Source organism: Synechococcus sp. PROS-9-1 (assembly GCF_014279775.1).
GTDB lineage: Bacteria > Cyanobacteriota > Cyanobacteriia > PCC-6307 > Cyanobiaceae > Synechococcus_C.
The window spans coordinates 2,251,325-2,273,940 of sequence record NZ_CP047961.1; the positions used below are offsets into that span (position 1 = coordinate 2,251,325).

General features: G+C 53.8%; 20 protein-coding genes. 11 read left to right on the plus strand and 9 right to left on the minus strand.

Annotated elements, in window-relative coordinates; all coding sequences use genetic code 11:
* Positions 1 to 65: 65 nt before the first annotated feature.
* On the minus strand, positions 66 to 1,976 hold the full coding sequence (gene dnaK / locus SynPROS91_RS11960) for a molecular chaperone DnaK (RefSeq protein ID WP_186517243.1): 1,911 nt from the start codon (positions 1,974 to 1,976) through the stop codon (positions 66 to 68).
* Positions 1,977 to 2,107: 131 nt separating this feature from the next.
* On the opposite strand from dnaK, the gene SynPROS91_RS11965 reads away from it, so the two are divergent.
* From SynPROS91_RS11965 to SynPROS91_RS11980, 4 genes are all read left to right on the plus strand, one after another.
* Positions 2,108 to 3,001, plus strand: coding sequence for a shikimate dehydrogenase (locus SynPROS91_RS11965; protein WP_186519817.1), 894 nt, complete (start codon positions 2,108 to 2,110; stop codon positions 2,999 to 3,001).
* 38 nt (positions 3,002 to 3,039) lie between these two features.
* Entirely contained in the window at positions 3,040 to 3,504 is a 465-nt protein-coding gene (locus SynPROS91_RS11970; RefSeq protein WP_186517245.1) for a Tic20 family protein, read from the plus strand.
* A gap of 78 nt (positions 3,505 to 3,582) precedes the next feature.
* Entirely contained in the window at positions 3,583 to 3,948 is a 366-nt protein-coding gene (gene rpsF / locus SynPROS91_RS11975; protein ID WP_186517247.1) for a 30S ribosomal protein S6, read from the plus strand.
* A 135-nt stretch (positions 3,949 to 4,083) separates the two neighbouring features.
* Positions 4,084 to 4,305, plus strand: a complete 222-nt coding sequence (locus SynPROS91_RS11980) for a hypothetical protein (RefSeq protein ID WP_255439826.1) — start codon at positions 4,084 to 4,086, stop codon at positions 4,303 to 4,305.
* Between the two features lie 2 nt (positions 4,306 to 4,307).
* Here the strand turns inward: SynPROS91_RS11980 and SynPROS91_RS11985 are convergent, their stop codons facing one another.
* Together SynPROS91_RS11985 and SynPROS91_RS11990 are read right to left on the minus strand one after the other, a co-directional pair.
* Positions 4,308 to 5,513: an argininosuccinate synthase gene (locus tag SynPROS91_RS11985; protein ID WP_186517249.1), complete on the minus strand. Its 1,206-nt coding sequence runs from the start codon at positions 5,511 to 5,513 to the stop codon at positions 4,308 to 4,310.
* Positions 5,513 to 5,767: a hypothetical protein gene (locus SynPROS91_RS11990; protein WP_186517251.1), complete on the minus strand. Its 255-nt coding sequence runs from the start codon at positions 5,765 to 5,767 to the stop codon at positions 5,513 to 5,515. Before SynPROS91_RS11990 ends, SynPROS91_RS11985 begins: the two co-directional genes overlap by 1 nt.
* Before the next feature lie 53 nt (positions 5,768 to 5,820).
* Between SynPROS91_RS11990 and SynPROS91_RS11995 the strand changes: the two genes are divergently transcribed.
* Together SynPROS91_RS11995 and mraY are read left to right on the plus strand one after the other, a co-directional pair.
* Positions 5,821 to 6,084 carry a DUF3134 family protein gene (locus SynPROS91_RS11995; protein WP_186517252.1) on the plus strand — a complete coding sequence of 88 codons (264 nt, stop codon included), beginning with the start codon at positions 5,821 to 5,823 and terminating at the stop codon, positions 6,082 to 6,084.
* A gap of 38 nt (positions 6,085 to 6,122) precedes the next feature.
* Positions 6,123 to 7,220, plus strand: a complete 1,098-nt coding sequence (gene mraY, locus SynPROS91_RS12000; RefSeq protein ID WP_186517254.1) for a phospho-N-acetylmuramoyl-pentapeptide-transferase — start codon at positions 6,123 to 6,125, stop codon at positions 7,218 to 7,220.
* A gap of 20 nt (positions 7,221 to 7,240) precedes the next feature.
* Here mraY and SynPROS91_RS12005 read toward each other — a convergent pair whose 3' ends face one another.
* Positions 7,241 to 7,924, minus strand: a complete 684-nt coding sequence (locus tag SynPROS91_RS12005; RefSeq protein WP_186517256.1) for a ParA family protein — start codon at positions 7,922 to 7,924, stop codon at positions 7,241 to 7,243.
* Between the two features lie 445 nt (positions 7,925 to 8,369).
* Here SynPROS91_RS12005 and SynPROS91_RS12010 point away from each other — a divergent pair, with 445 nt between their 5' ends.
* Complete coding sequence (locus SynPROS91_RS12010) at positions 8,370 to 8,633, plus strand: hypothetical protein (RefSeq protein WP_186517258.1); 264 nt, start codon at positions 8,370 to 8,372, stop codon at positions 8,631 to 8,633.
* Here the strand turns inward: SynPROS91_RS12010 and SynPROS91_RS12015 are convergent, their stop codons facing one another.
* Complete coding sequence (locus SynPROS91_RS12015; protein ID WP_006854947.1) at positions 8,634 to 8,795, minus strand: hypothetical protein; 162 nt, start codon at positions 8,793 to 8,795, stop codon at positions 8,634 to 8,636.
* A 45-nt stretch (positions 8,796 to 8,840) separates the two neighbouring features.
* On the opposite strand from SynPROS91_RS12015, the gene purT reads away from it, so the two are divergent.
* Positions 8,841 to 10,010: a formate-dependent phosphoribosylglycinamide formyltransferase gene (gene purT, locus SynPROS91_RS12020; protein WP_186517260.1), complete on the plus strand. Its 1,170-nt coding sequence runs from the start codon at positions 8,841 to 8,843 to the stop codon at positions 10,008 to 10,010.
* On the opposite strand, the gene SynPROS91_RS12025 is transcribed toward purT, so the two are convergent.
* From SynPROS91_RS12025 to recN, 4 genes are all read right to left on the minus strand, one after another.
* Positions 9,995 to 12,145: an HAD family hydrolase gene (locus SynPROS91_RS12025; RefSeq protein ID WP_186517262.1), complete on the minus strand. Its 2,151-nt coding sequence runs from the start codon at positions 12,143 to 12,145 to the stop codon at positions 9,995 to 9,997. The genes purT and SynPROS91_RS12025 overlap by 16 nt on opposite strands.
* A 263-nt stretch (positions 12,146 to 12,408) precedes the next feature.
* The gene (locus SynPROS91_RS12030) at positions 12,409 to 13,923 is read right to left on the minus strand and encodes an alpha/beta fold hydrolase (RefSeq protein ID WP_186517264.1); all 1,515 of its coding nucleotides are present in this window, start codon (positions 13,921 to 13,923) and stop codon (positions 12,409 to 12,411) included.
* On the minus strand, positions 13,920 to 16,925 hold the full coding sequence (uvrA, locus tag SynPROS91_RS12035) for an excinuclease ABC subunit UvrA (protein WP_186519819.1): 3,006 nt from the start codon (positions 16,923 to 16,925) through the stop codon (positions 13,920 to 13,922). The genes SynPROS91_RS12030 and uvrA overlap by 4 nt, the downstream gene beginning before the upstream one ends.
* A 46-nt stretch (positions 16,926 to 16,971) precedes the next feature.
* Positions 16,972 to 18,660: a DNA repair protein RecN gene (gene recN / locus SynPROS91_RS12040; RefSeq protein ID WP_186517266.1), complete on the minus strand. Its 1,689-nt coding sequence runs from the start codon at positions 18,658 to 18,660 to the stop codon at positions 16,972 to 16,974.
* Between the two features lie 75 nt (positions 18,661 to 18,735).
* Between recN and SynPROS91_RS12045 the strand changes: the two genes are divergently transcribed.
* The 3 genes from SynPROS91_RS12045 to thrC all read left to right on the plus strand — a co-directional run bounded on the left by SynPROS91_RS12045 (position 18,736) and on the right by thrC (position 22,375).
* Positions 18,736 to 20,601 (plus strand): AarF/ABC1/UbiB kinase family protein, encoded by a 1,866-nt coding sequence (locus SynPROS91_RS12045; protein ID WP_186519821.1) that lies wholly within the window; start codon positions 18,736 to 18,738, stop codon positions 20,599 to 20,601.
* Between the two features lie 22 nt (positions 20,602 to 20,623).
* Entirely contained in the window at positions 20,624 to 21,193 is a 570-nt protein-coding gene (locus SynPROS91_RS12050; RefSeq protein WP_186517268.1) for an alpha/beta hydrolase, read from the plus strand.
* Between the two features lie 123 nt (positions 21,194 to 21,316).
* On the plus strand, positions 21,317 to 22,375 hold the full coding sequence (gene thrC, locus SynPROS91_RS12055; RefSeq protein ID WP_186519823.1) for a threonine synthase: 1,059 nt from the start codon (positions 21,317 to 21,319) through the stop codon (positions 22,373 to 22,375).
* The last annotated feature ends 241 nt before the right edge of the window (positions 22,376 to 22,616 follow it).

Here is a 22,616-nt window from a genome sequence, read left to right on the forward strand (position 1 = left end):
ATAAAAAAGGGGGACCAATGTCCCCTTTTTTTATAGTCTGATTGAATCAAAAACCAAGGCTTGAATTACTTGGTTTCTGTGAATTCAGCATCGATGACATCATCAGCATTGCTAGATCCATCGCCAGAGTTACTAGCTGCCGCACCATCGTCACCAGAAGCTGCTGCTTCCGCACCAGCCTGTTGGTAAACAGATGCACCAACGGTATAAAGCTCCTGCTGTAGCTCCTCAAGAAGAGTCTTCATCGACTCAAAGTCCTCTTTTTCAGTCGCTTCCTTGAGTTTGGTGGCCTTCTCTTCAACCTTGGTCTTGGCCTCAGCATCAACCTTGTCACCGAGTTCAGCCAATTGCTTTTCAGCCTGGTACGCGAGAGTTTCAGCCTGATTCTTCAGGTCAATTTTCTCGCGCTTCTCCTTATCAGCACTGGCATTGCTCTCGGCATCCTTCACCATCTTCTCAACTTCATTGTCAGAGAGGGTGGAGGCTCCAGTGATCGAGATCGACTGCTCTTTGCCGCTGCCTTTGTCCTTCGCAGTCACGCTCAGGATGCCGTTGGCGTCGATATCGAAGGTGACTTCAATCTGGGGCACACCGCGAGGGGCAGCGGGGATGCCATCGAGACGGAAGGTGCCAAGACTCTTGTTATCTGAGGCCATCTCGCGCTCACCCTGGAGCACGTGAATCTCAACATTGGTTTGACCATCAACCGCAGTGGAGTAAGTCTCTGCTTTTTTGGTTGGAACGGTGGTGTTCCTCGTGATCATTTTCGTCATCACCCCACCAAGCGTCTCGACGCCTAGGGAGAGGGGTGTGACATCCAGCAGCAGAATGTCCTTGACTTCACCAGCCAACACACCGCCTTGAATAGCGGCTCCGATCGCCACCACCTCATCAGGGTTCACGGTCTGGTTGGGGTCCTTGCCGGTGGTGCGCTTCACGAGCTCGAGCACAGCCGGGATCCGGGTGGAGCCACCCACCATCACAATCTCGTCAAGCTCACTGGATGAGAGCTTTGCATCTTTCAGAGCCTGCTCAACCGGGATGCGACAACGATCGATCAAGGTGGAAGCCAGCTCTTCAAACTTGCCGCGCGTCAGCGTGAGATCGAGATGCTTTGGACCTTCCGGGGTCGCCGTAATGAAGGGCAAATTAATTTCGCTCTGGGTCGCACTCGACAGCTCAATTTTCGCCTTCTCAGCAGCTTCTGTCAGACGCTGCAGAGCCTGCTTGTCCTGACGTAGATCGATGCCTTCGTTGGATTTGAAACTGTTGGCGAGGTGGTCGACAATCACCTTGTCGAAATCATCACCACCAAGGTGCGTATCACCAGAGGTGGAGAGCACTTCAAAAACACCATCTCCAACTTCGAGCACCGACACATCAAAGGTGCCGCCGCCAAGGTCGAACACGAGGATGCGTTCGTTGCTTTTTTTATCGAGGCCGTAAGCCAATGCCGCAGCCGTTGGCTCATTAATGATGCGCAGCACTTCCAGGCCGGCGATCTTGCCGGCGTCTTTGGTGGCCTGGCGCTGGGAATCGTTGAAGTAAGCGGGAACGGTAATGACCGCTTGGGTCACGGTTTCCCCGAGATACTTACCGGCATCTTCGGCCAGCTTGCGCAGCACCTGTGCACTCACCTCTTCAGGGGCGAACTGCTTGTCGAGAACGGGACACTTAACTTTGACGTTGGAACCCGACTTCTCGACGGAATAACTCACCTCTTTGGATTCATCATTCACTTCATCAACGCGGCGTCCGATGAAACGTTTGACGGAATAAAACGTGTTGTCGGTGTTCATCACCGCTTGACGCTTCGCGATCTGACCGACCAGCTGATCCTGATTTTTTGTATAGGCCACCACCGATGGAGTGGTGCGGAAGCCCTCAGCATTGGCGATCACGGTGGGCTTGCCGCCCTCCATCACCGAGACACAACTGTTGGTGGTACCTAAATCAATGCCGACAACCTTGCCCATCAGTGCCCTCCTATCCCTTGAAAAAGTGTGACTAGAACTTGTGCATCTTCGTCAGAGACATCACCAAGAGGCGAGGTGTGGTTCCCGAACAGCCCGAACGGCAGGCTGGTCACGGACTGCCAAACAAAGGAATGATCAGCGGAACCACAGCACTGGTCGCACTGTTGGGACAACCAGTGAGCCACTCACTCTCACCGGTGATGCAAAACGCAGCCCTGAAGGCGATGGGGCTCGACTGGAGCTTCCTGGCACTGCCCTGCAACGCTAATAATCTCGCCACCGTGCTCAAGGGGCTGGAGGCCGTGGGCTGCCGTGGCCTCAACGTCACCATCCCGCATAAACAGGCCGTCTCCCTGCTCTGTGACGAACTCAGTCCGCTGGCTCAACGGCTCGGGGCCGTTAACACCATGATTCCATTGCCCAATGGTGGCTGGCAAGGACATAACACCGATGTAGAGGGCTTTTTGGCCCCGCTCCTACACAACAACGGGGACTGGAACGGAACGCGAACTGTGGTGTTGGGTTGTGGTGGCAGCGCCCGAGCGGTTGTAGCGGGTTTGCAAGATTTAAACCCAAGCGAAATCACAATCGTGGGGCGTCGGGCTGAAACACTCCAACCGTTTTGCAGCGATCTCCAGCAAGGAAGACCTGCCAACAGTGTTCAGTTACTCCCTCTTTTGGACAACGACCCACAACTTCAAACCCGAATTAAGCAAGCGGATCTAGTGGTCAACACCACCCCCATTGGCATGAGCAGCCATCAGCCTGATCAAGGTCCCGTTCTGCCGCTCGGCGTGGACATCTGGAACAACCTCACCGCTCACACCGTGCTCTACGACCTCATCTACACACCTCGGCCCACGCCATGGCTGCAACGCGGGGAGGCGTTGGGCTGCCGCACCTATGACGGCCTAGAGATGCTTGTGCAGCAAGGGGCCGCTGCTCTCCGCTGTTGGAGCGGCATGGATGAGGTTCCGGTGGAAGCGATGCGGGAAGCAGCACTCAAAAACCTGAGCCATCCGTAAACGCCACCTAGCCTGAAAGCATTCACCCGCTTCAACCTGTGCCCATCCCCATCTGGCAGCGCCTGCTTGGTTTGTTGGTTTATGTCTTGCCGTGGAGCGATGCCATCCCCATCGGCCAACATCTGCTGATTCAGTTCCCTGTGTTGCAGTGGCTGACCCTGCCGGCCTTGCCTCTGTTCATTTTGGAACGGGGGATTCCTTTCGGTCTGGGGAACCTTCTGGTGTTTTTCTTGCTGTTCTTGGCGGTGGTGAGGAATCCAAACGTTCCTTACTTCATTCGCTTCAACACCTTGCAAGCACTGTTGGTTGACATCGTGGTGGTGATCATTAGCTATGCGTTCGCCATCCTGCCCATCGGTGGCGGACTGATGATGCGCACCCTTTCCAGCACTGTGGTGGTGGGTGTTCTGGCGGTCGTGATCTTTGCCCTAATCGAGTGTTCTCGAGGTCGTGAGCCCGACCTACCGGGTCTAAGTCAAGCGGTTCGCATGCAGTTGTACTGAGCTCCATAACACCAGGCGATATGGTGGTAGATCCGTCGCTCATTCACTGAGCCTTCAGTCCCCGTCGGATCTGTCTCCATGACCCAACAGCCTTATTACGAGACCATGTACATCCTCCGTCCGGACATTCCGGAAGAGGAAGTTGAGTCTCACGTGACCAAGTACCGCGACATCTTGACTGAAACGGGTGCCGAGGTTCTCGACAACCAAATGAAAGGCAAGCGTCGTCTGGCCTATCCGATCGCCAAGCATAAGGAAGGCATCTACGTGCAGCTGAGCCACAACGGTGATGGCCAACAAGTGGGCGTGATCGAAAAAGCAATGCGTCTCAGTGAAGATGTGATTCGCTATCTGACCGTGAAACAAGAAGGTCCGTTGCCTGCTCCTCGCGTCGCACCTGGAACAGAAGCACCAGCCGAACCTGAAGCTGCTACTCCTGCCTAGTCGCCATTGTGCAAGCCATGGACGGGCGATAAGGTCCGCCCATGGCCGATCAGGACCCCAGCTATTGCTCCCCCCCCCCCGGTCTGGAAAGCCGCTCGACCCCCCAGTGGCGACGTCGAAGCACTGAGAGCCAGGGTGAATGAACTTGAACAGCAGGTCAGGGACTACGAAACGCTGCTCAGCGAACTTCCCGACCTCTTTGAACGCAAATTCCAACAGAGATTGGAACCGCTCTTGGAGCGCTATCGGTTGTTAGCCCAGGCTCAGCACTTAATGGCAGCTCCGCCGGAAGCCGAGATTGTTCCTCTGGCCTTGCGAACCGATCGACAAGGGCAGAGGAACAACATCGCCGCCTGAACTCAACGCCGATGCTTGGCCGCCCACAAGCGTGTGGGTAAGCCCCAAACGTAGATAAAGCCTTCAGCAGCACGATGATCAAACTTGTCTTCGCTGCCGTATGAGGCCATCTCGGGGACGTACAAGCTGTTGGCTGCGGAAGCTCTCCCCGTAACCGTGGCATTGCCCTTGTGAAGCTTCAGGCGCACGACTCCATTCACATGGATCTGGGTGCGATCCATAAAGCCATCAAGAGCCTCTTTGAGAGGGCCAAACCAAAGGCCCTGATACACGAGATCTGCCCATTGCATCTCAAGCTGTCGCTTGGTCCGCAATACATCGGCGGCCAGGGTGAGACTCTCCAACTCCTGATGCGCCTGAATCAAGAGCAGTAATCCAGGCGTTTCGTAAATCTCCCGACTTTTAATTCCCACCACACGGTTCTCGATCATGTCGAGACGGCCAATTCCGTGGGTGCCTGCCAAGTTGTTGGCTTCCCGGATCAGCGCAACGGGATCCAGCCGTTTGCCATTCATTGCCACAGGATTGCCGCCTTCAAACTGGATCTCGATCTCTTCGGCATCGTTAGGGGCTTGATCCACGGAACGGGTCATCGCAAAGACCTCTTCTGGTGGCGCCACCATCGGGTCTTCCAAGGGACCAGCTTCAATGCTGCGCCCGAGCAGGTTGAGATCGATCGAATAAGGGGATTTTTTGCTCACGGGAGATGGCATGCCAAACCGCTCGCCATAAGCGATCGTTTCCTCCCGGCTCATGCCCCATTCACGCGCTGGGGTTAACACCTTCAAATCGGGTGCAAGCGATGCAATCGCCACATCAAAACGCACCTGATCATTTCCCTTACCGGTGCAGCCATGCGCCACCGCATCAGCTCCTACCTCTCGTGCCACCTCCACGAGACGACGGGCAATCAAGGGCCGCGCCAAGGCCGTTGAGAGGGGGTAGCGACCCTCATACAAAGCATTCGCGCGAATCGCAGGAAAAGCGAATTCCTCGATGAAAGGCTTAATCAGATCACCAACCAAAGACTGACTGGCTCCCGCCTTGAGTGCTTTGAGTCGTATCGGTTCCAGCTCATCGCCCTGACCGAGATCAGCGGCGAAGGTGATCACCTCCTCCACACCCCATTCCTGCTTGAGGTAGGGGATGCAGACGCTGGTGTCCACCCCACCGGAATAGGCGAGAACGACCTTGGTTGCGCGTCCCATCAGGTGGACTCCTGCTCTGAATCAGATTGCACTGATTCTCCACTCCCGCCGGCCCGCTGAAGCGGTTGAGGAGTCAGCCGGGCAAGCCAAAACAGCCAAAGCGCCATCAAAAAGGCAGGAACAAACAACAGCGCAAGCACTGGAACCGTGGTCACCACCAGCGGATCTGGATGCAAGCGCCCCCACTTCCACAGGCCAAAACTCAGGAACAAAGCCCCGCCCCACACAGAGAGGAGCAGCCACACCTTGACCAAAAGACGTCCTCAAGACTGCATTGGCTTATGATGATCGATTACGGAACTGGACAGTGTCGTCTGAGTTGAGCGCCCTCGACAACATCAATCCAGCTCTAACGCGTTATGGGCGGAAAGAACTCGCACCGGTGCTGCCCCTGCGCGAAGAGCCCGATTTACTGAGCTGGTTGGAAACAAGCGGTCGCCTTGTGGAAGACGAGGAATCCAGCACAGCTGAAGTGAGCACAGTCGAAGAAGAAGAGCTCTCTGCTCTCATGGGCGAAAAAGAGGATTACAACGCTGCCGATGAGCAAACTCAAGAGAATTGGGAAGATTGATTTAAGGTCCCTGCCCTAAGCCGTTAAAGGAACGGGACGTGAACGAAGCACAAGAGATTCCTCCACCCCTAGAGGGGAAAGTCTCTGCGGGTTTGCTTGCCGTTGTTGTGGTTGCAGCAGCATTTGCATCAGACCGCTGGATCCCCAACAGCCTGCTGAGCCTCCCCTTGCTGATTGCGACGCTGATCGCTGCAATCGTGACCTGGTGGGGGGTGCCGAAGCTGCGTGGCTTAAAGCTGGGGCAAGTGATCCGAGAAGAGGGGCCTCAGGCCCATCTCAGCAAATCTGGAACCCCAACGATGGGTGGACTCCTGGTGGTGCCGGTCGGCGTGATCGTAGGCGGCCTCATTAGCTGGAGCGGTCAACCCGCTGAACAACTTTTAGCCGTGGCCTTCATCACACTCGCCTACATGGTGGTGGGAGGAATTGATGATTGGCGCAGTCTCACCAAACACTCCAACACCGGTTTATCGCCACGTGGAAAATTAATTCTCCAAGCCTTAGCGGCCGTGATCTTTCTGATCTGGGCCGGAATGCGCGGATGGATCAGTGGCGATGTGGCCTTGCCGTTTGGCACCACCCTTCCCTTGGGCTGGTTGATTTGGCCACTTGCGGTCTTTGTGTTTTTAGCTGAAAGCAACGCCACCAACCTCACCGATGGCTTGGATGGTCTTGCCGCCGGCTGCGGTGCCCTGGTGTTCACCGGAATGGCACTTCAGCTCACACTGCGAGGAAACAGCGGAGATCCAAGCCTTGCTGGGTTTTGCATGGCGATGGCGGGCTGTTGGGTTGGTTTTCTTGCACACAACCGCAATCCAGCCAAAGTATTTATGGGCGACACCGGCTCTCTGGCGATGGGAGGAGCTCTTACTGCTGTGGCCCTACTCACGAACAGTCTTTGGCCGTTGCTCGTGATGGGAGGGGTGTTCCTAGCGGAGTCTCTCTCCGTGATCATTCAAGTGTGGGTCTTTAAAGCAACCAAAGGCACTGATGGTGTTGGGCGCCGGGTGTTCCGAATGTCGCCCTTGCACCACCATTTCGAACTAGGAGGAACAGCAGAGCAAACGGTCGTACCAGGATTTTGGTTAGCAACGATGGGGCTCGTGTTGCTCGGATTGGCCTTACGCCCCCTATGAGCAAAACCAGATCGCTGCAATTAGGCAGCACGATCTTCTAGACGTGAAACATTCCAACCAATGGGCATAGGAATGACCTTTGGCTTCGGCATTAACAATTCAATTTCACGGCAAGCTTGTGAATAGGCGAAAAATCCCGACATTCTTCGCCGATCAGATCTCCCATTTTTCGTCACTGCCCGATCAACAGTGACTCCCTCTGTCTCAGCATTCTCAAAAGCATTCAACAATGGAATTTCGGAGTCAAGAACTTGGATGTCGAAACCACACAAGCTATTCCTAGCAATTTGAATCGAAGCCTTCTTTCTCGCATCTGCCTTCACAATCAGTGCTGCGTAAGGGATATCAAACTTGTTGAGCATGCATGACATTTCCACCGTTAATTCTATGGATCTACTTTGTGCAGTTGTAGGGAGAACAATAAAATCAGATCCTTCAACTAAATTCTTTAGCTCCTCTTCATTGCTACTAGCTTGACCATCAGTGACGACAATTTCTGCATTTCTTGTTGCTTTTGCAGCCGCTTCCATGGGCACAACATCAAATGGAAGCAATCCTCTTGAGGCGTATGCAGTGGCTGATCGATTTCGATCAGCATCAACCAAGACAACAGAGCGACCACTATTCGCCCAATGAGCAGCAAGATGAATGCTTGTGCAAGTTTTTGCTACACCTCCTTTTTGCCCAAAAGTAGTGACAAACACAATGTGAAAGCTAAATGATAACTCCCTTATACCTCATAATCTAATTTGCGCAAGAGTGCCTGCAGAAGCCTGTCATTATTGAGTGAGAGACTGGATAAAAGAGGACAGCCTCTTCATTTTCAAAGTTTTATCCAACCCCAAAAACAACATCCTCCTGCCACTCATCATCGTGACCAAAGACGTCTAGTACAAGTTTCAGTTCTTGGTCCGATTTGCAGCACGCGGAATTTCATTGGGCCGAGCAGAAAGTGGCATCGGAAACTCTCTGTCTATCGATTTCTATACCTCAGTGGCTCCTACAAACGATCGCTTTTGCAACTCTGGTAGAAGTTGAATATTGAGATCCACGATTGGCTGCAGACCAACCCGAGACAGCTGGTATCTCAGCAAACCCAAACGCCCTGAGCAACAGTCTTCAACGACATTCCCTTGGACAGTCAAGACAATGAGCTATTTCACCTGGAAAGAAGCCGGCCTCACAAGCGACTGCGCCAGCCTTGAAGCGATGGCCTCCCGCTTTGAAGAAGCAGCCAGCCTGATGCGCCGCATGGCACAACAGGGCTTTGAGCTCAACTCACAAGGACGTCAACAACACATCACCCACAGCGATGCCGACGTCTTTGAGTCTTGGGGCTTTGTGAATGAAGAACCTGCCTTCCGCCAACTCACCTTGATCAGCGATCCATCCACCGAGTCGCCTGCGCCCTAATTAACGACGGCGAAAGCCACCAATCACCCACACCAGTACAAACAAAAAGGAAGACAGCCCGAGGTAGATCAGGGCCCACTTTTGAACAGTGGCGATCTCCCAGCCAAACAGCAAACCATTGGCCGCATCTCCAGCCGTTGTAAACGCGAGCGGCAAAGGCATGAGGGCAGAGCGAGAGGATCAAGCCATGCTGCCTTGAAATACGCCATGACGACCTTCCCAAAAACAGTGATGCTGCTCGGCAGCGGCGAACTGGGCAAAGAGGTAGCGATCGCCGCCCAAAGGCTGGGTTGCCATGTCATCGCCTGCGACCGTTACGCCAATGCACCAGCCATGCAGGTCGCAGATCAGGCCGAGGTGCTGACCATGACCGATCCAAACGCCCTCAAGGCTGTTGTAAACAAACATCGGCCGGATGTGCTGATCCCGGAAATCGAAGCGCTGGCTGTGGATGCCCTGCAAGCACTAGAAGACAACGGCATCTGTGTGATTCCCACCGCCAGGGCGACTGCGGTCACCATGAATCGCGACCGCATTAGAGATCTTGCTGCAGGTGAACTTGCGCTACGCACCGCACGCTTTGCCTATGCCTGCGATGCCGAGGAGCTCCACCTTGCCGCCGCACCGTTGGGTTGGCCCGTGGTCGTCAAACCAGTCATGAGTTCCTCGGGGAAAGGCCAAAGCGTGGTTCACTCCTCTGCTGAATTAGATCAAGCCTGGGAGATCGCCATGGCAGGAGCCCGGGGCAGCTCGGCCCGGGTGATCGTGGAGGAATTTCTTAAATTTGATCTTGAAATTACCCTGCTCACCATCCGTCAACGCGATGGAAGCACCCTGTTTTGCCCACCGATTGGTCATCAACAAGTCAATGGCGACTACCAATGCAGTTGGCAGCCCGCGGCGATCTCGACCAGCCAACTGCAACAAGCCCAATCGATGGCAAGCACCGTCACAGACAACCTTGGCGGTGCCGGTCTGTTTGGGGTGGAGTTTTTCTTATGCGGCGATGAAGTGGTGTTTTCCGAGCTCTCTCCAAGACCGCATGACACCGGTCTCGTGACCCTGATCAGCCAAAACCTAAGCGAATTCGACCTGCATCTCCGTGCCGTGTTGGGGCTGCCCATCCCCTCAATCACTGCTGCCGATGCTGCGGCCAGCCGAGTGATCCTGGCCGAGAGCCAAGGCAGCCAAGTTGAATTCAATGGTGTTGAACAAGCCCTCACGGAGCCAGACACCAACCTGCTGCTCTTTGGAAAACGGGACGCCCGGCCAGGGCGTCGGATGGGAGTTGCTTTAGCCCGCGGCACTGATATCAACGAAGCCTTAGCCAAGGCAGACCGCTGTGCAGCAGCTGTGAAAGTTCAAGTCAGTGACTGATCGTGGCGGGCTCTTCCGCCCAAAAACCGATAGTGCTGGATCCCTTCCAGCACGCCGGGTAATTGGGAGCGACTCGCGAAATAAACACGCTGTTGCTGACGAAAATCATCCAAACAAGGATCGTGATCGCCCAAGACAACAGTGGCGGGCCGACCGCAAACCAACTCGCCATCACCCTGTTCACTGGCCACAACCAACATCTGTTCCAGTGGAAGCCCCCAGCGCAGAGCGAGAAAACGGATCGCTTCGCTGCGGGATGCCCGCAGGGGCAGCACGTCTAGAAACCAATGGCAGCGAAGCTGGGGACGCGCGGCCTGGTGGCGCTGGCGCAGACGTTGGCGGATCAAGGGAAGGATCTGTTCTCCAGCATCGCGAATGGTGTAGCTCAGCTTGAACGAACCTTGCTGCTCAGGTCGCTGCAATTCAATGTGATCGGTGAGGTCTGCCAGTGCACTCTCCACACCTGCGCGGTCCCAATCCACGCCAATCTGAGCCGACCAAAACAAATCAGGCGCACTCTCCTGGCCGTAGTGAATCTCCGTACCAGCCCCTGTGACCCAAACCTTCGGTTCCGGTAACAACAACTCCGCAAAACGTTGTCTGGCAGCAGGCAACGAACGGCCTGACAAGATCCCTAGAGCACAGCGGTCGAGCTGCTCACGCAAAACCTTGAGCGCATCACTATCGGGCTGTTCCAAACTGCTGTCGAGATCAAGCAACAGCAAGCGATCGCCCAAGGGCTGGAAACCTCCAGTGGAGGCGGTCTGACTGGATGGCAACACCATTGGCTGCGTCACCGCCAGCAGTCGCTCCTGCATCAATGCCAGGTAAGAGCAAACGTGGGCATCCCAGCTGAAATGGCGACTGACCGCCTCCACGCCGTTGTCACTCCAGCGGCTCCAGCGTTGAAGATCAGAACCCGCACACTCCAAAGCATCTTGAAGGGCCTCTCGATCCGTCACATCTGCGAGTAATCCGTTGTCACAGCGGGCAAGGATGTCCCTTGGACCTCCGTCATCGGTCGCCACCATCGGCAGTCCGCAAGCGGCAGCTTCCAACAAGGTGAGTCCGAACGGCTCTGTCAACGCAGGATTCACAAAGAGGCCGCGGCGCTCAGCAGCCCAGCGATAGATGGCAGGAATCTGATCGCGACGATGCTGCTTGGGATAGGCAATACGGCCGTAGAGGTCATAGCGATCAACAAGATCAAACACCTGCTGAAACACATCGCGCTGCTGTTTCTCCATCTGGCGGGGATCCTCCCGACAGCCAAGCACCAGCACCAAATTGTGGCGCTGCCGTAAAACAGCAGACCGGCCGAACGCCTCAACCAGAGCGGGAATGTTCTTGCGACGAACAGCCCTAGAAATCGCCAACAGCGGTGGAAGCTCAGGCTGACGCAAGAAAGGAGTTAAGAGCCCCTCAACTTCACGAACCTCTGCGGCCACCGAACCAGGGTGAAAGCGGCGTGCATCCACACCGGGAGGAACCACCTGAGCGCGATCAGCACGAAATCCGCCGTAACGGGAATACTGCTGATCACATTCCTGGCGCGTACTGGTGATCACGAGATCGGCATGAGCCAGCGCTAACTCCTCGGCATCAATGCGACGGCTAATCGAATAGGTCTGCTCGAGCTGTTGATGGTCCCCACCTCCAGCTAAGAGACGACGCTGCTTCTCACGACCAAGAGAATGCCCTGTGAACACCAAAGGAATGCCAAGACGTCGACTCAGCAATGCCCCGACATAACCGGCATCGGCGTAGTGCGCATGAATCCAATCAGGTCGATTTTCAGGCTTCTGAAGGTGCACTACAAGCTGATCAGCCAGATCCTCGAGATGGGGCCACAGCAATTCCTTTCGTAGGTAGCGCTTAGGGCCGAAGGCAAAACGCTGGATACCGGCACCGGCAGCAATCGCTTCAACGGGCTGGGCGTAATCAGCTGAAACCCGTCGGTCCTGAATCAGACGAGTCACCACATCAACACGATCCACTTCAGCCCGAGCCGCAAGGCTGCGCACCAGTTCGAGCACATAGAGGGTTTGGCCTCCGGTATCGGCGTCCCGTCCGAGCTCCAAATCATGGGAGCGGAACAGTCCGTGAAGATGGAGATGGAGAAGCCGAAAACCCACAATCAACCCTCAACGGAACAAGACATCAGGTGCATGTCTGGAATAAGGGTTAAGGCGTTCAAACAAGTTCAAAGCTGAAGACATTCTTAGAAATCAGCAGCTAAAAGCATTTGCTTCGGTTAAAAGCCAGGCTGAGTCTGAATCTTTCGCCATCAACCCAGCAACAAGCAAACGCAAACTGATGATGAAATGCAACGCAAATCAGTGGAAGTTGATCAGCTTGTTCTGATCACTTGAAGACGAGGTTTTAAGAAAGGGTGTTTTTAGAGCTGTCCAGTGACATCCACCAAAGGAACTGACGCATGTCCCCAACCGCCCCCACTAAAAGTATGGGCCGAGGGAACAGCAAGCTGTTCATTGATCCAAGCCAAGATCAGCGGCCCAAGAATTGGGGCTTCCTTCTGATCCGCAGGCGCCCAAAGATTGAAATGGCTGCCACCTGAGGCCAGCACAAGGCGATGACCATTGGCCAATGGCTTCCCGCCCTTCAATGGCACCACCGCCTCAGGATCGGAGGGAACGATCCAATCTTTCGTTCCACTCACCAACAACACCTTCGCCTGAAGGGAAGGGCCGCTCGACTCATCAAAAAGAAGCCTCATTGGTGGACTCACCACAACAGCTGCCTTAACACGAGAGTCAGCCAGTGATCCCTGATCAGCTCCCGACAACCAGCTGCATTGCAACACCCAACTGAGGTTTCGATCTAGATCAAGAGGATCCTGACAACGCGTTTTCAGCTTCCTACTGGTGGTTTGTAGACCACTTAATTGCAACGCCGTTGTGGCACCCCATGAATGTCCTACAACCGCTACGTCATCAATAGCGATCTGTTGTCCCGTCAACAGGGTGCCAGCTTCCACTCCATCCAGGAGTACTGAAATATCCAGAGGACGGAAACGTAGCTCCTCAGCACTGGGCGGAGGTGAGGCTCCATCAAGTAATTGCTTTTGCTGCTTCGCGTCGCTCCCTGGATGATCTGGAAGAAGCACGGTGTATCCATGGGCAGCCAACAAGCGGCCCCAGCCTTCGAAACTATCGGGCTCATCCCACAATCCATGGGAAATCACCACTAGCTTCCCGTTAGACGTTCCCTGTGGAGTCAACACAGTGATGTCGAGGAGTTGGGAGCGATGGGCGGCAGGAAAGCGAATCTCCACCCGTGTCCAGCCCTCAGCCCCCGACTCAGCCAGAGACTTTGGCGCTGGGGCCATTGCTGTTCCTTGCTGAACGAGAGTGCGGGCATCATCCTGATTGGCGCGTAAGCGTTTGGCGTAAAAAGCCAAAGCCTGAAAGTCGATGGATAACGACTCACCCGGAACATGACGGAGCAAGCCCAACAAATTGGGCTCTCCATCGCGATAAGCGGCTTGAAGAGCGTCCGACAGCATTCGTCCACTGGTATCCGCCGGCAAACCCTCCACCTTCACCAACTCGGACGCCGCCAGTAAGGCTTGCTCCAACAATGGATGGCCCACCGATTGCTCCAAAACGCTTGATGTTCGCTGGGGAAGAGGTGCGGTAAGGAACTGCCCAAGCAGTCGGGACACGGAACCATCGCCAGCTCGATCTAATTCCTGCAAATCAGGGTTGGACTCAATCAACTCCCGCGTTGTGCGTGCTCCCTTCAAATTCAGAGAGACATTCACGTCCAAAAGCGGCAGATCAATCGTCAATCGTTCGACTGCAGAAACGGATCCAGCAAATGAAACACTCAGTACGGACGCCAACGCAGCTGCACAAACACCATCAACCCAGTGGTCTAAAAACAAAGTCATGCCGCCTCTTCCATTGATTTAATTAACTGGGGAGGATGCTGTTTTAAAACTTCTTTGAGATAGCGACCCGTATGACTAGTTTTATGTTGAGCGACCTCTTCAGGAGTTCCGGTAACAACAATCTGACCACCCTTATTACCACCCTCTGGGCCTAAATCAATAACCCAATCTGAACAGCGAATCACATCAAGATTGTGCTCAATACAAATCACAGAATTTCCTTTATCAACAAGTCTCTGGATAACATCCATCAATTTGTGGACGTCATAAAAACTAAGCCCGGTGGTTGGCTCATCAATTAAATAAAGAGTCTTTCCGGTAGCCCGTCGCGACAATTCTGTAGCAAGTTTCACGCGCTGAGCTTCACCACCAGAAAGAGTTGGAGCTGGCTGGCCTAGCTTTACATATCCAAGACCAACATCAACCAACGTGGTTAAGCGATCAGCAGCCTGAGGGATCGCAGAAAAAACATCAGCTGCCTGCTCCACTGTCATTTCCAGAACATCAGCAATCGTGAACCCTTTGTAGGTGACCTGAAGCGTTTCACGATTAAAACGAGCCCCTTTACAGACATCACATTGCACATAGACATCAGGTAAAAAGTTCATTTCGATCACATTCACGCCCTGGCCGCGGCAGGCTTCGCAACGGCCACCCTTCACATTGAAGCTGAACTGTCCAACCTGATAACCACGCGCTTTGGCCTCCACTGTGGCCGCAAAAATCTGACGAATGGGATCAAACGCCCCGGTGTAAGTAGCGGGATTAGAGCGAGGTGTTCTACCAATCGGAGACTGATCAATCACGATTACTTTGTCGATCGACTTAAGCCCGCGAAGTTCTCCCAATCCTTGAGGAAAGGGAATCTTACGGCCAAGCCCATGTTCCAGAGCTGGATGCAACAACTCATTCACCAAAGTGCTCTTGCCACTGCCACTAACGCCAGTGACTGACACCAAACGTCCCAGCGGAAACTCCACATTTAATCCCTCAAGATTATTACGGGAGCAATCAAGAAGTTTCAAACTGCGAGTACCACCATTACGCCTCTCAGCAGGGGTGGGGATACTCTTCTTCCCACTTAAATAAGCACCTGTTACAGAATCTTCAGCACCTAACAAATCATCGATCGAACCCTCAGCCACGATGTGACCACCGTGCACTCCAGCTCCAGGGCCAATATCCACAAGATGATCGGCAGCGCGGATCGTGTCCTCATCGTGCTCAACCACCACCAAAGTGTTGCCTAAATCCCTCAAACGTTCCAGCGTGGTCAATAAACGATCGTTGTCACGCTGATGCAAACCAATGCTCGGTTCATCAAGCACATAGAGCACCCCGGTCAATCCAGCACCGATTTGCGTCGCAAGACGGATCCTCTGTGCTTCCCCTCCTGACAGGGTCATTGCTGGTCGGTCCAAGCTCAGGTAGTCCAACCCAACGTCCAGCAAAAAGCGCAGACGCATCCGAATCTCTTTCAAGACAAGATCTCCGATCTGTATCTGACGGGAATTCAGCAGGGGCTCAGAGCCTTCATAGCTACCCACCCCCATCAAACTTTCAATGCGTTCGAGAGTTTGGCCCACACTGACTGCCGTGAGATCCGTAATCCGAAACGGACCAACTTTCACCGCCAATGCCTCCGGCCGCAAGCGCAGTCCAGCGCAGCTTTCGCATGGAACCAACTCTAAATATTTTTCAAGCTTCTGCCGCTGTGCTTCTCCACTTGCATCACGAAGCTGACGTTCCAGGATTGGCAAAATACCTTCGAAAGGCCTCATATAGGTCTGAGACTTCCGATAACGACTATCTGCCTGAATTTGAATCGGCTCGCGACTTCCATTCAATAAAATATCTTTTTGTTGATCAGTGAGATCCTTCCAAGGAGTCTTAATTTCAAACCCAAAAGCTTCTCCTACAGAATACAAAAGTGAGAAGTAGTACGAATTATCTTTTTCTGCCCACGGAACTACAGCGGAATACACAGGCTGAGATGGATCTGGAACCACCCGATCAACAGTAAATTTCCGTATGTAACCAATCCCATGACAAACCTCACAAGCTCCGTAAGGACTGTTGAACGAAAAAAGTCGTGGTGAAAGCTCTTCCATCACCGCCCCGTGAACAGGGCATGCATAGTTCTCGGAATAGAGCCTTTCTTTCTCCACTCCTTCGGGCAATTCCTCTCCCTTTTTGGGTACCACTTCAACGAGAGCCAAACCGTCACCTCGTTTCAATGCCGTACGTAGAGAATCATTGAGACGCTCCTGAATTCCTTCTCGAGCGACCAGACGATCCACCACAACTTCAATGGCGTGCTGATGATTTTTGTCTAACTCAATGTTGTCCGCTAGCTCACGAACCTCACCATTGATACGGATCCGAGCAAAGCCTTCAGCAGCCAAGCCACTGATCAATTTGCTGTGGGTTCCTTTTTTTCCACGCACCACCGGCGCTAAAAGTTGATAACGGGTCCCCTCAGGAAGCGTGAGAATTTGATCGACCATTTCATCAATGGTCTGGGGCCGTATAGACCGGCCACATTCAGGACAATGGGGCTCCCCGGCACGACCAAACAAGAGACGCAAATAGTCGTGAATCTCGGTCACCGTGCCAACGGTGGAGCGAGGGTTATGGCTTGTTGATTTCTGATCAATCGAAATCGCCGGTGACAGCCCTTCAATCGCATCCACATCTGGTTTATCCACCTGGCCAAGAAACTGACGCGCATAAGCAGACAGACTCTCCACGTAGCGACGCTGTCCTTCAGCAAAAATCGTGTCGAACGCTAATGAACTCTTCCCACTCCCACTCACCCCGGTGAAGACCACCATTTTGTTCCGCGGAATCGTGACATCCACGTTTTTGAGGTTGTGCTGCCGGGCACCACGAACTCGAATCACTTCCTCAGAAGACGAAACACCACTCGATTGACCAGTCTTCGACAAAGCAGTTTTCGGTGAAGCCGAATGATCGTTTGCGGTCGGAGCACGGCGACCCATACGGAGTGACTTCAATAGCCCAAGAGTCTAAGGAGACTGCTGCTGTTCAGGCTGCTCGCTGCTCCAACAAACTTGCCGCATAGGCCTGAGCATCCTCAAAATCCCCTCCAGCCAATTCAGCCAATTCTTGGCGTCTGGCCTGAGTGTCCCGCAGATGGGACACTCGCGAGCAGGTTTCTCCATCCACCACCTCCTTGCTGACGCGGAAGTGATGATCTGCAGCTGCAGCCACTAACGGTTGATGGGTGACACAAAACACCTGGCGATTCTTGGCCATGGTTCGCAGCAAATTGGCCATCTCTCCACTCACGCGACCGCTGACGCCACTGTCGATCTCGTCAAACAACAAGGTGCTGAAACCATCCACATCCGCCAGACAGGTTTTAAGCGCCAAAAGGAAACGCGACATCTCCCCTCCTGATGCCACCTCAGCTAAGGGAGCAAGGGGCTGGCCAGGATTCGCCGAAAACAAAAAACAGATGGCATCTGCGCCTAGATCCATGGGATCAACTGCAGAAAAATCCACCCGAAAACGCACATTTTCAAGGCCCATTGGCCGCAAATGGGTCATCAATCTCTCCTCCAGGCAAGCAGCGGAAGCCTGGCGCAACAGCGTGAGCGACTGGTTGCAGGAATCTCGATGCTTGCGAGCCTCCTGTTCCCGGTGGCGCAACACCTCCAAAGCCGCGTCGGCTCCACCCGCTGCCTGTTGATCGCGCAGCGCATCACGCCGCTCAATCAAGACCTTGAGTTCAACGCCATGACGACGCTCTAAGCGTTTCAGCAAAGCGAGCCGTTCCTGCAGCACACCCAATCGTTCTGGATCGCTCTCTAAAGACGCTCCATACGCTTCAAGGCCCCGAATTAAATCGAGCAAACCAGCCTCCAAATCAAGGCATTTCTCAGCAGAAACGCTCAGAGAGGCATCAAGGATCTGCAATTGCTGCAGCTCATGGCAGCAGGCCGTTAGGTGATCCAAAGCCGATGGAGCCTGTTCAGCTCCGTCTTGAAGCCGGCCAATCAAAACAGCGAGACCTTCCAGCAAGCGCACGCCATGAACCAAGCGGTCTTGCTCTTGTTCCAGCTGTTGAATTTCAGCGGGATCCTCAAGGTAAGCGGCCTCGAGTTCCATCAATAACGCGTCTTGTTCCTCTTGTTGTTCCTGAAGACGAAATCGATCTGTCTCCAGCTTCAACACGTCGGCATGGCAGTGCTGCCAAACCTGCCAACACTCACGCACAGTTTGTATGCACTGAGCTAGTGGCTCACCGCCTAGACGATCGATCCAACGACGTTGCTGACCTGGATAGGCAAGCTGCTGGGTTTGACCCTGGACCGTGAGATCGATCAACAAAGGCCTCAGCTGAAGCAATTGCTGCCGATTCACGACAGTGCCATTCAGTCTTGAGCGGCTGCTCAAGCGTTCGTCTTGACGCCGCCACTCCCGCGACAAAACCAAATCACCGCCCTCATCGTCCAGTTGATGCTCTTGAAGCCAACGCCGAGCGGCATCGTCCGGTGTGAAAGTCGCCTCAATCACTGCACGATCACAACCTGTCCGCACCAACCGACCCGCTGACGTTCCCTGCATGCCACCAAGGAGGGCATCGAGGGCATCTAACAACAGCGACTTGCCTGCCCCTGTCTCACCGGTCAGCACGGAAAAACCGTGATCGAACGCCAGCTCCAAGCGCTCGATCAGTGCGATGTTGTCCAGTCTCAGACCGGTCAGCACGGCGAATCCAGTGGTTCAACAAACCGTAGCGACGGCTTTAGTCGTTTAGAAGGGATCACCAACGCAGTGGCGGCTGTGGCACAACACGAGCTAGGAGATTTCATTGAGGCCGCCGGTCTGCTCGAGTACGACCCGGCTGCGATCACGCGGATCTATGCCGGCCATCCGCAGCGCTTACTGCGCCGCCTCTGGCAAACCCTTGTCCCCATTGGGCTTCTACTGCTCGGAGTTGGTGTCGACAAACTTCTAGGGCTGCTCAGCAATCAGGAGCGCGCCAGAACGAGAGCCAGGGAATGTGCCAATTTGCTCGTTGATCTCGGTCCTGCTTTCATCAAAGCTGGCCAGGCGCTTTCCACCCGTCCAGACATCGTTCCTCCTGTGCTGCTCGAGGAACTGGCCCAACTCCAAGATCAACTTCCTGGCTTCGATAGCGACCTCGCCATGGCCTGCATCGAGGATGACCTCGGTGCACCGGTCGACAGCATCTATGCGGAACTCGATCGAGAACCCATCTCCGCTGCGTCTCTTGGTCAAGTGCACCAGGGATATCTCAAGGGCGGCCAAAAAGTCGCCGTCAAAGTGCAACGACCTGGTTTACGAGAACAAATCACTCTTGACCTTTATATCGTTCGAAACATTGCTGCATGGCTTAATACCAACATCGGCCTTATTCGTAGTGATCTTGTTGCACTAATCGATGAATTAGGGAGCCGAGTCTTTGAAGAGATGGATTATCTCAATGAAGCAGATAATGCAAATAAATTCCGTGAATTGCACAAACAGAATCCACGCATTGCCGTTCCAGAAATTTTTACTGAAGCCACCAGTAGACGGGTGCTAACAATGGAATGGATCGATGGCGTGAAACTCACCAATCTGGAAGCCGTTAGGGATTTAGGAATTGATCCAAATGACATGGTTGAAGTGGGAGTGAGCTGCAGTTTGCAACAACTTCTCGAACATGGGTTTTTCCACGCTGATCCCCATCCTGGCAACCTTTTAGCCATGGCCGACGGTCGACTTTGCTATCTCGATTTCGGAATGATGAGTGAGGTCAGCCGTGAATCCCGCACTGGACTCATCCAGGCTGTTGTTCATCTTGTGAATCGTAATTTTGAAAAACTCTCCAAAGATTTCGTCACGCTCGGATTTTTAGCCGAAGACGTGAATTTGGAGCCGATCGTGCCTGCCTTTGAATCCGTCTTTAGTCAAGCCATCGAGATGGGCGTGAATCGCATGGATTTCAAAAGTGTGACTGACGATATGTCGGGAGTGATGTACAAATTCCCCTTTCGAGTTCCTCCTTATTACGCCCTGATCCTCCGCTCTCTCGTCACACTTGAAGGCATCGCGCTCAGCGTGGATTCGGAGTTCAAAATTCTTGGTGCGGCCTACCCCTATTTCGCCAGACGTTTAATGGAGGATCCAGATCCTCAACTGCGTCAAAGTCTGAAAGAAATGCTGTTCGAAGGCGACGCCTTTCGCTGGACAAGGCTTGAAGGTCTTGTCGCAAGTGCGGCAAGTCAAAACCAACTGGATCTCGAAGCGTTGCTCGATCAAGTGCTCGACTTCCTGTTTTCAGCCAACGGCGGCATGCTCCGCAATCAATTGGTTGAAGCTGTAGCGGATCGTTTGGATGCCATTGGCTGGACAGCCCTACAACGCATCGGACGCCGATTACCGCGGCCTTTTCAACCAACGCTGCTCCTCGATGTTGCCCCGTCCCTCAACGAAGACAACTACCTCGACCTTGAACCGATCCGGCAACTCATCAGCGTTTTACAGCAATTGCCAGGTTTCAATCCTGATCTTGTGTTTAGTCGACTTCCTCGGTTGATTCGTGAACGCGATGCAAGACAAATGGGGGTTGCTCTGGCACAAGGATTAGCCGAACGCGGAGTTGTCCGCCTCGTTAAAGCAGCTGCAGGAAGTCCGAATTAGATTCCGGCAAATGATCAAGATCATGCCCCGCAGATCCAGACGCCAAACCATCCTGGCGCTTGGTGCCGCAATCGGTCTCAGTATTTCATCTGCTCTACAACCGGCCCATGCAGCCAAGGATGTTGCCCTCGTAAGCGGGGCCTACAAACGATCGATCTCTGTGAGTGATCTTGTTTATCTCGCAGACACTGGCAAAGCCAGGGGCATTCTTTCTGATGTTCTTCGCTTCGGGAAACAGAATCCCCAAGAGGTCGCCAAATTATTAAAACAGAAGCTTGATCTTCCTTTAGTCCTAACCAGTCGTTTGATGTCCACTCGCATTGGAGACGTCATCATCCGCCGCGTTGCAACGATCATTTATCCCCTCAAAGTTCCCGATCCCTCGGTGAGTGTTCCTGCTATCCGAGCCGGAGTGATTAACGGTCTGCAAAAAGAAGAAGGTGGCCTCACAGTGATCAATTTTTTGGATGCCTATCCTGCAGAGGTCATGGAAGTGAATATTCCCGCCCTGATGGCTTTGATCGAAAAAGCTGAATCCATTGCTGGCTTGGTGAAATTCTTCTCCGATTCACCACTCGACGGCTTGAAATAAAGCGTTCGCAACACCCGGCCAACCCCGGCCAATCGGTCCAGACACATAGATTTCTGGGATTGTTGCTCTCTGCGGGTGTCCGTACTCAAGAACCTCCGCCGGCGTTTCACCGCCAAACCAGTCATGCAGGACTGGCCCGGGCTCATCGAGGCCTATCGATCTTGGCTTCCCGTTTCGTCTGCCACTCCAGTGATCACGTTGCATGAGGGTGCAACACCACTGATTCCGGTCCCATCGGTTGCGGAACGGATTGGACGCGGAGTGAAAGTATTCGTTAAATACGACGGTCTGAATCCCACCGGATCCTTTAAAGACCGTGGAATGACCATGGCGATCAGCAAGGCCAAAGAAGCCGGCTGTGAAGCGGTGATTTGTGCCAGCACGGGGAACACCAGTGCTGCCGCTGCCGCCTATGCCCGTCGAGGCAGAATGCGAGCCTTCGTATTGATCCCAGACGGATACGTCGCACAAGGGAAATTGGCGCAAGCTCTGGTTTATGGGGCTGAAGTGCTGGCGATCCGGGGCAATTTCGACCGTGCTCTCGACATCGTTCGCGAAGCAGCCGAGAAATACCCGATCACCTTGGTGAATTCAGTCAACCCTTATCGACTGCAAGGACAAAAAACCGCAGCTTTTGAAATTGTCGATGCCTTAGGAGATGCTCCCGACTGGCTGTGCATCCCGATGGGCAACGCCGGAAATATCACGGCCTACTGGATGGGATTCCAGGAATATCAGCAGGCTGGTCGCAGTCGGCGTTTGCCGCGAATGATGGGCTTCCAAGCCAGTGGCTCCGCGCCACTGGTGAATGAAACCACTGTGAGTGATCCAGAAACAATCGCTACCGCAATTCGCATCGGCAACCCCGTGAACCGAGCGAAGGCCATCGCAGCCCGTCAGGCCAGCAACGGAGCTTTCCTGGATGTCACCGATGCGGAAATTATCGATGCCTACAAACTGCTCGGTGGCCAAGAAGGAATCTTCTGTGAACCCGCCAGTGCAGCCTCGGTGGCGGGCTTAATGAAACGTGCAGCAGAGGTTCCAGACGGAGCAACGGTGGTCTGTGTATTAACCGGAAATGGTCTTAAAGATCCGGACTGCGCCATCAACAACAACGACGCATCCTTCTACGCCGATCTTGATCCCGATCTGAGCACCGTGGCCAAGGTAATGGGCTTCTAAAGCGGTTCATTGAAGGCCCAATGTCAGCAAGATCTGTTCGGTTCGGAGCAAAAACTGTCTGCGGAATCCACTGTTTTCTCCTTACAAAAATAGTGGAAAACCAAGGACAACTCAGCCCGTCAAGCAGCCGTGCTTATTCCCCAGGCTGTGGGGACTGGGGAAACTCAACAATTCTCCCCATTGATCTCTTTATGTTCCACAACCTGCCTGCTTCAAAAACCGGCATAACAAGGGGCGTTTG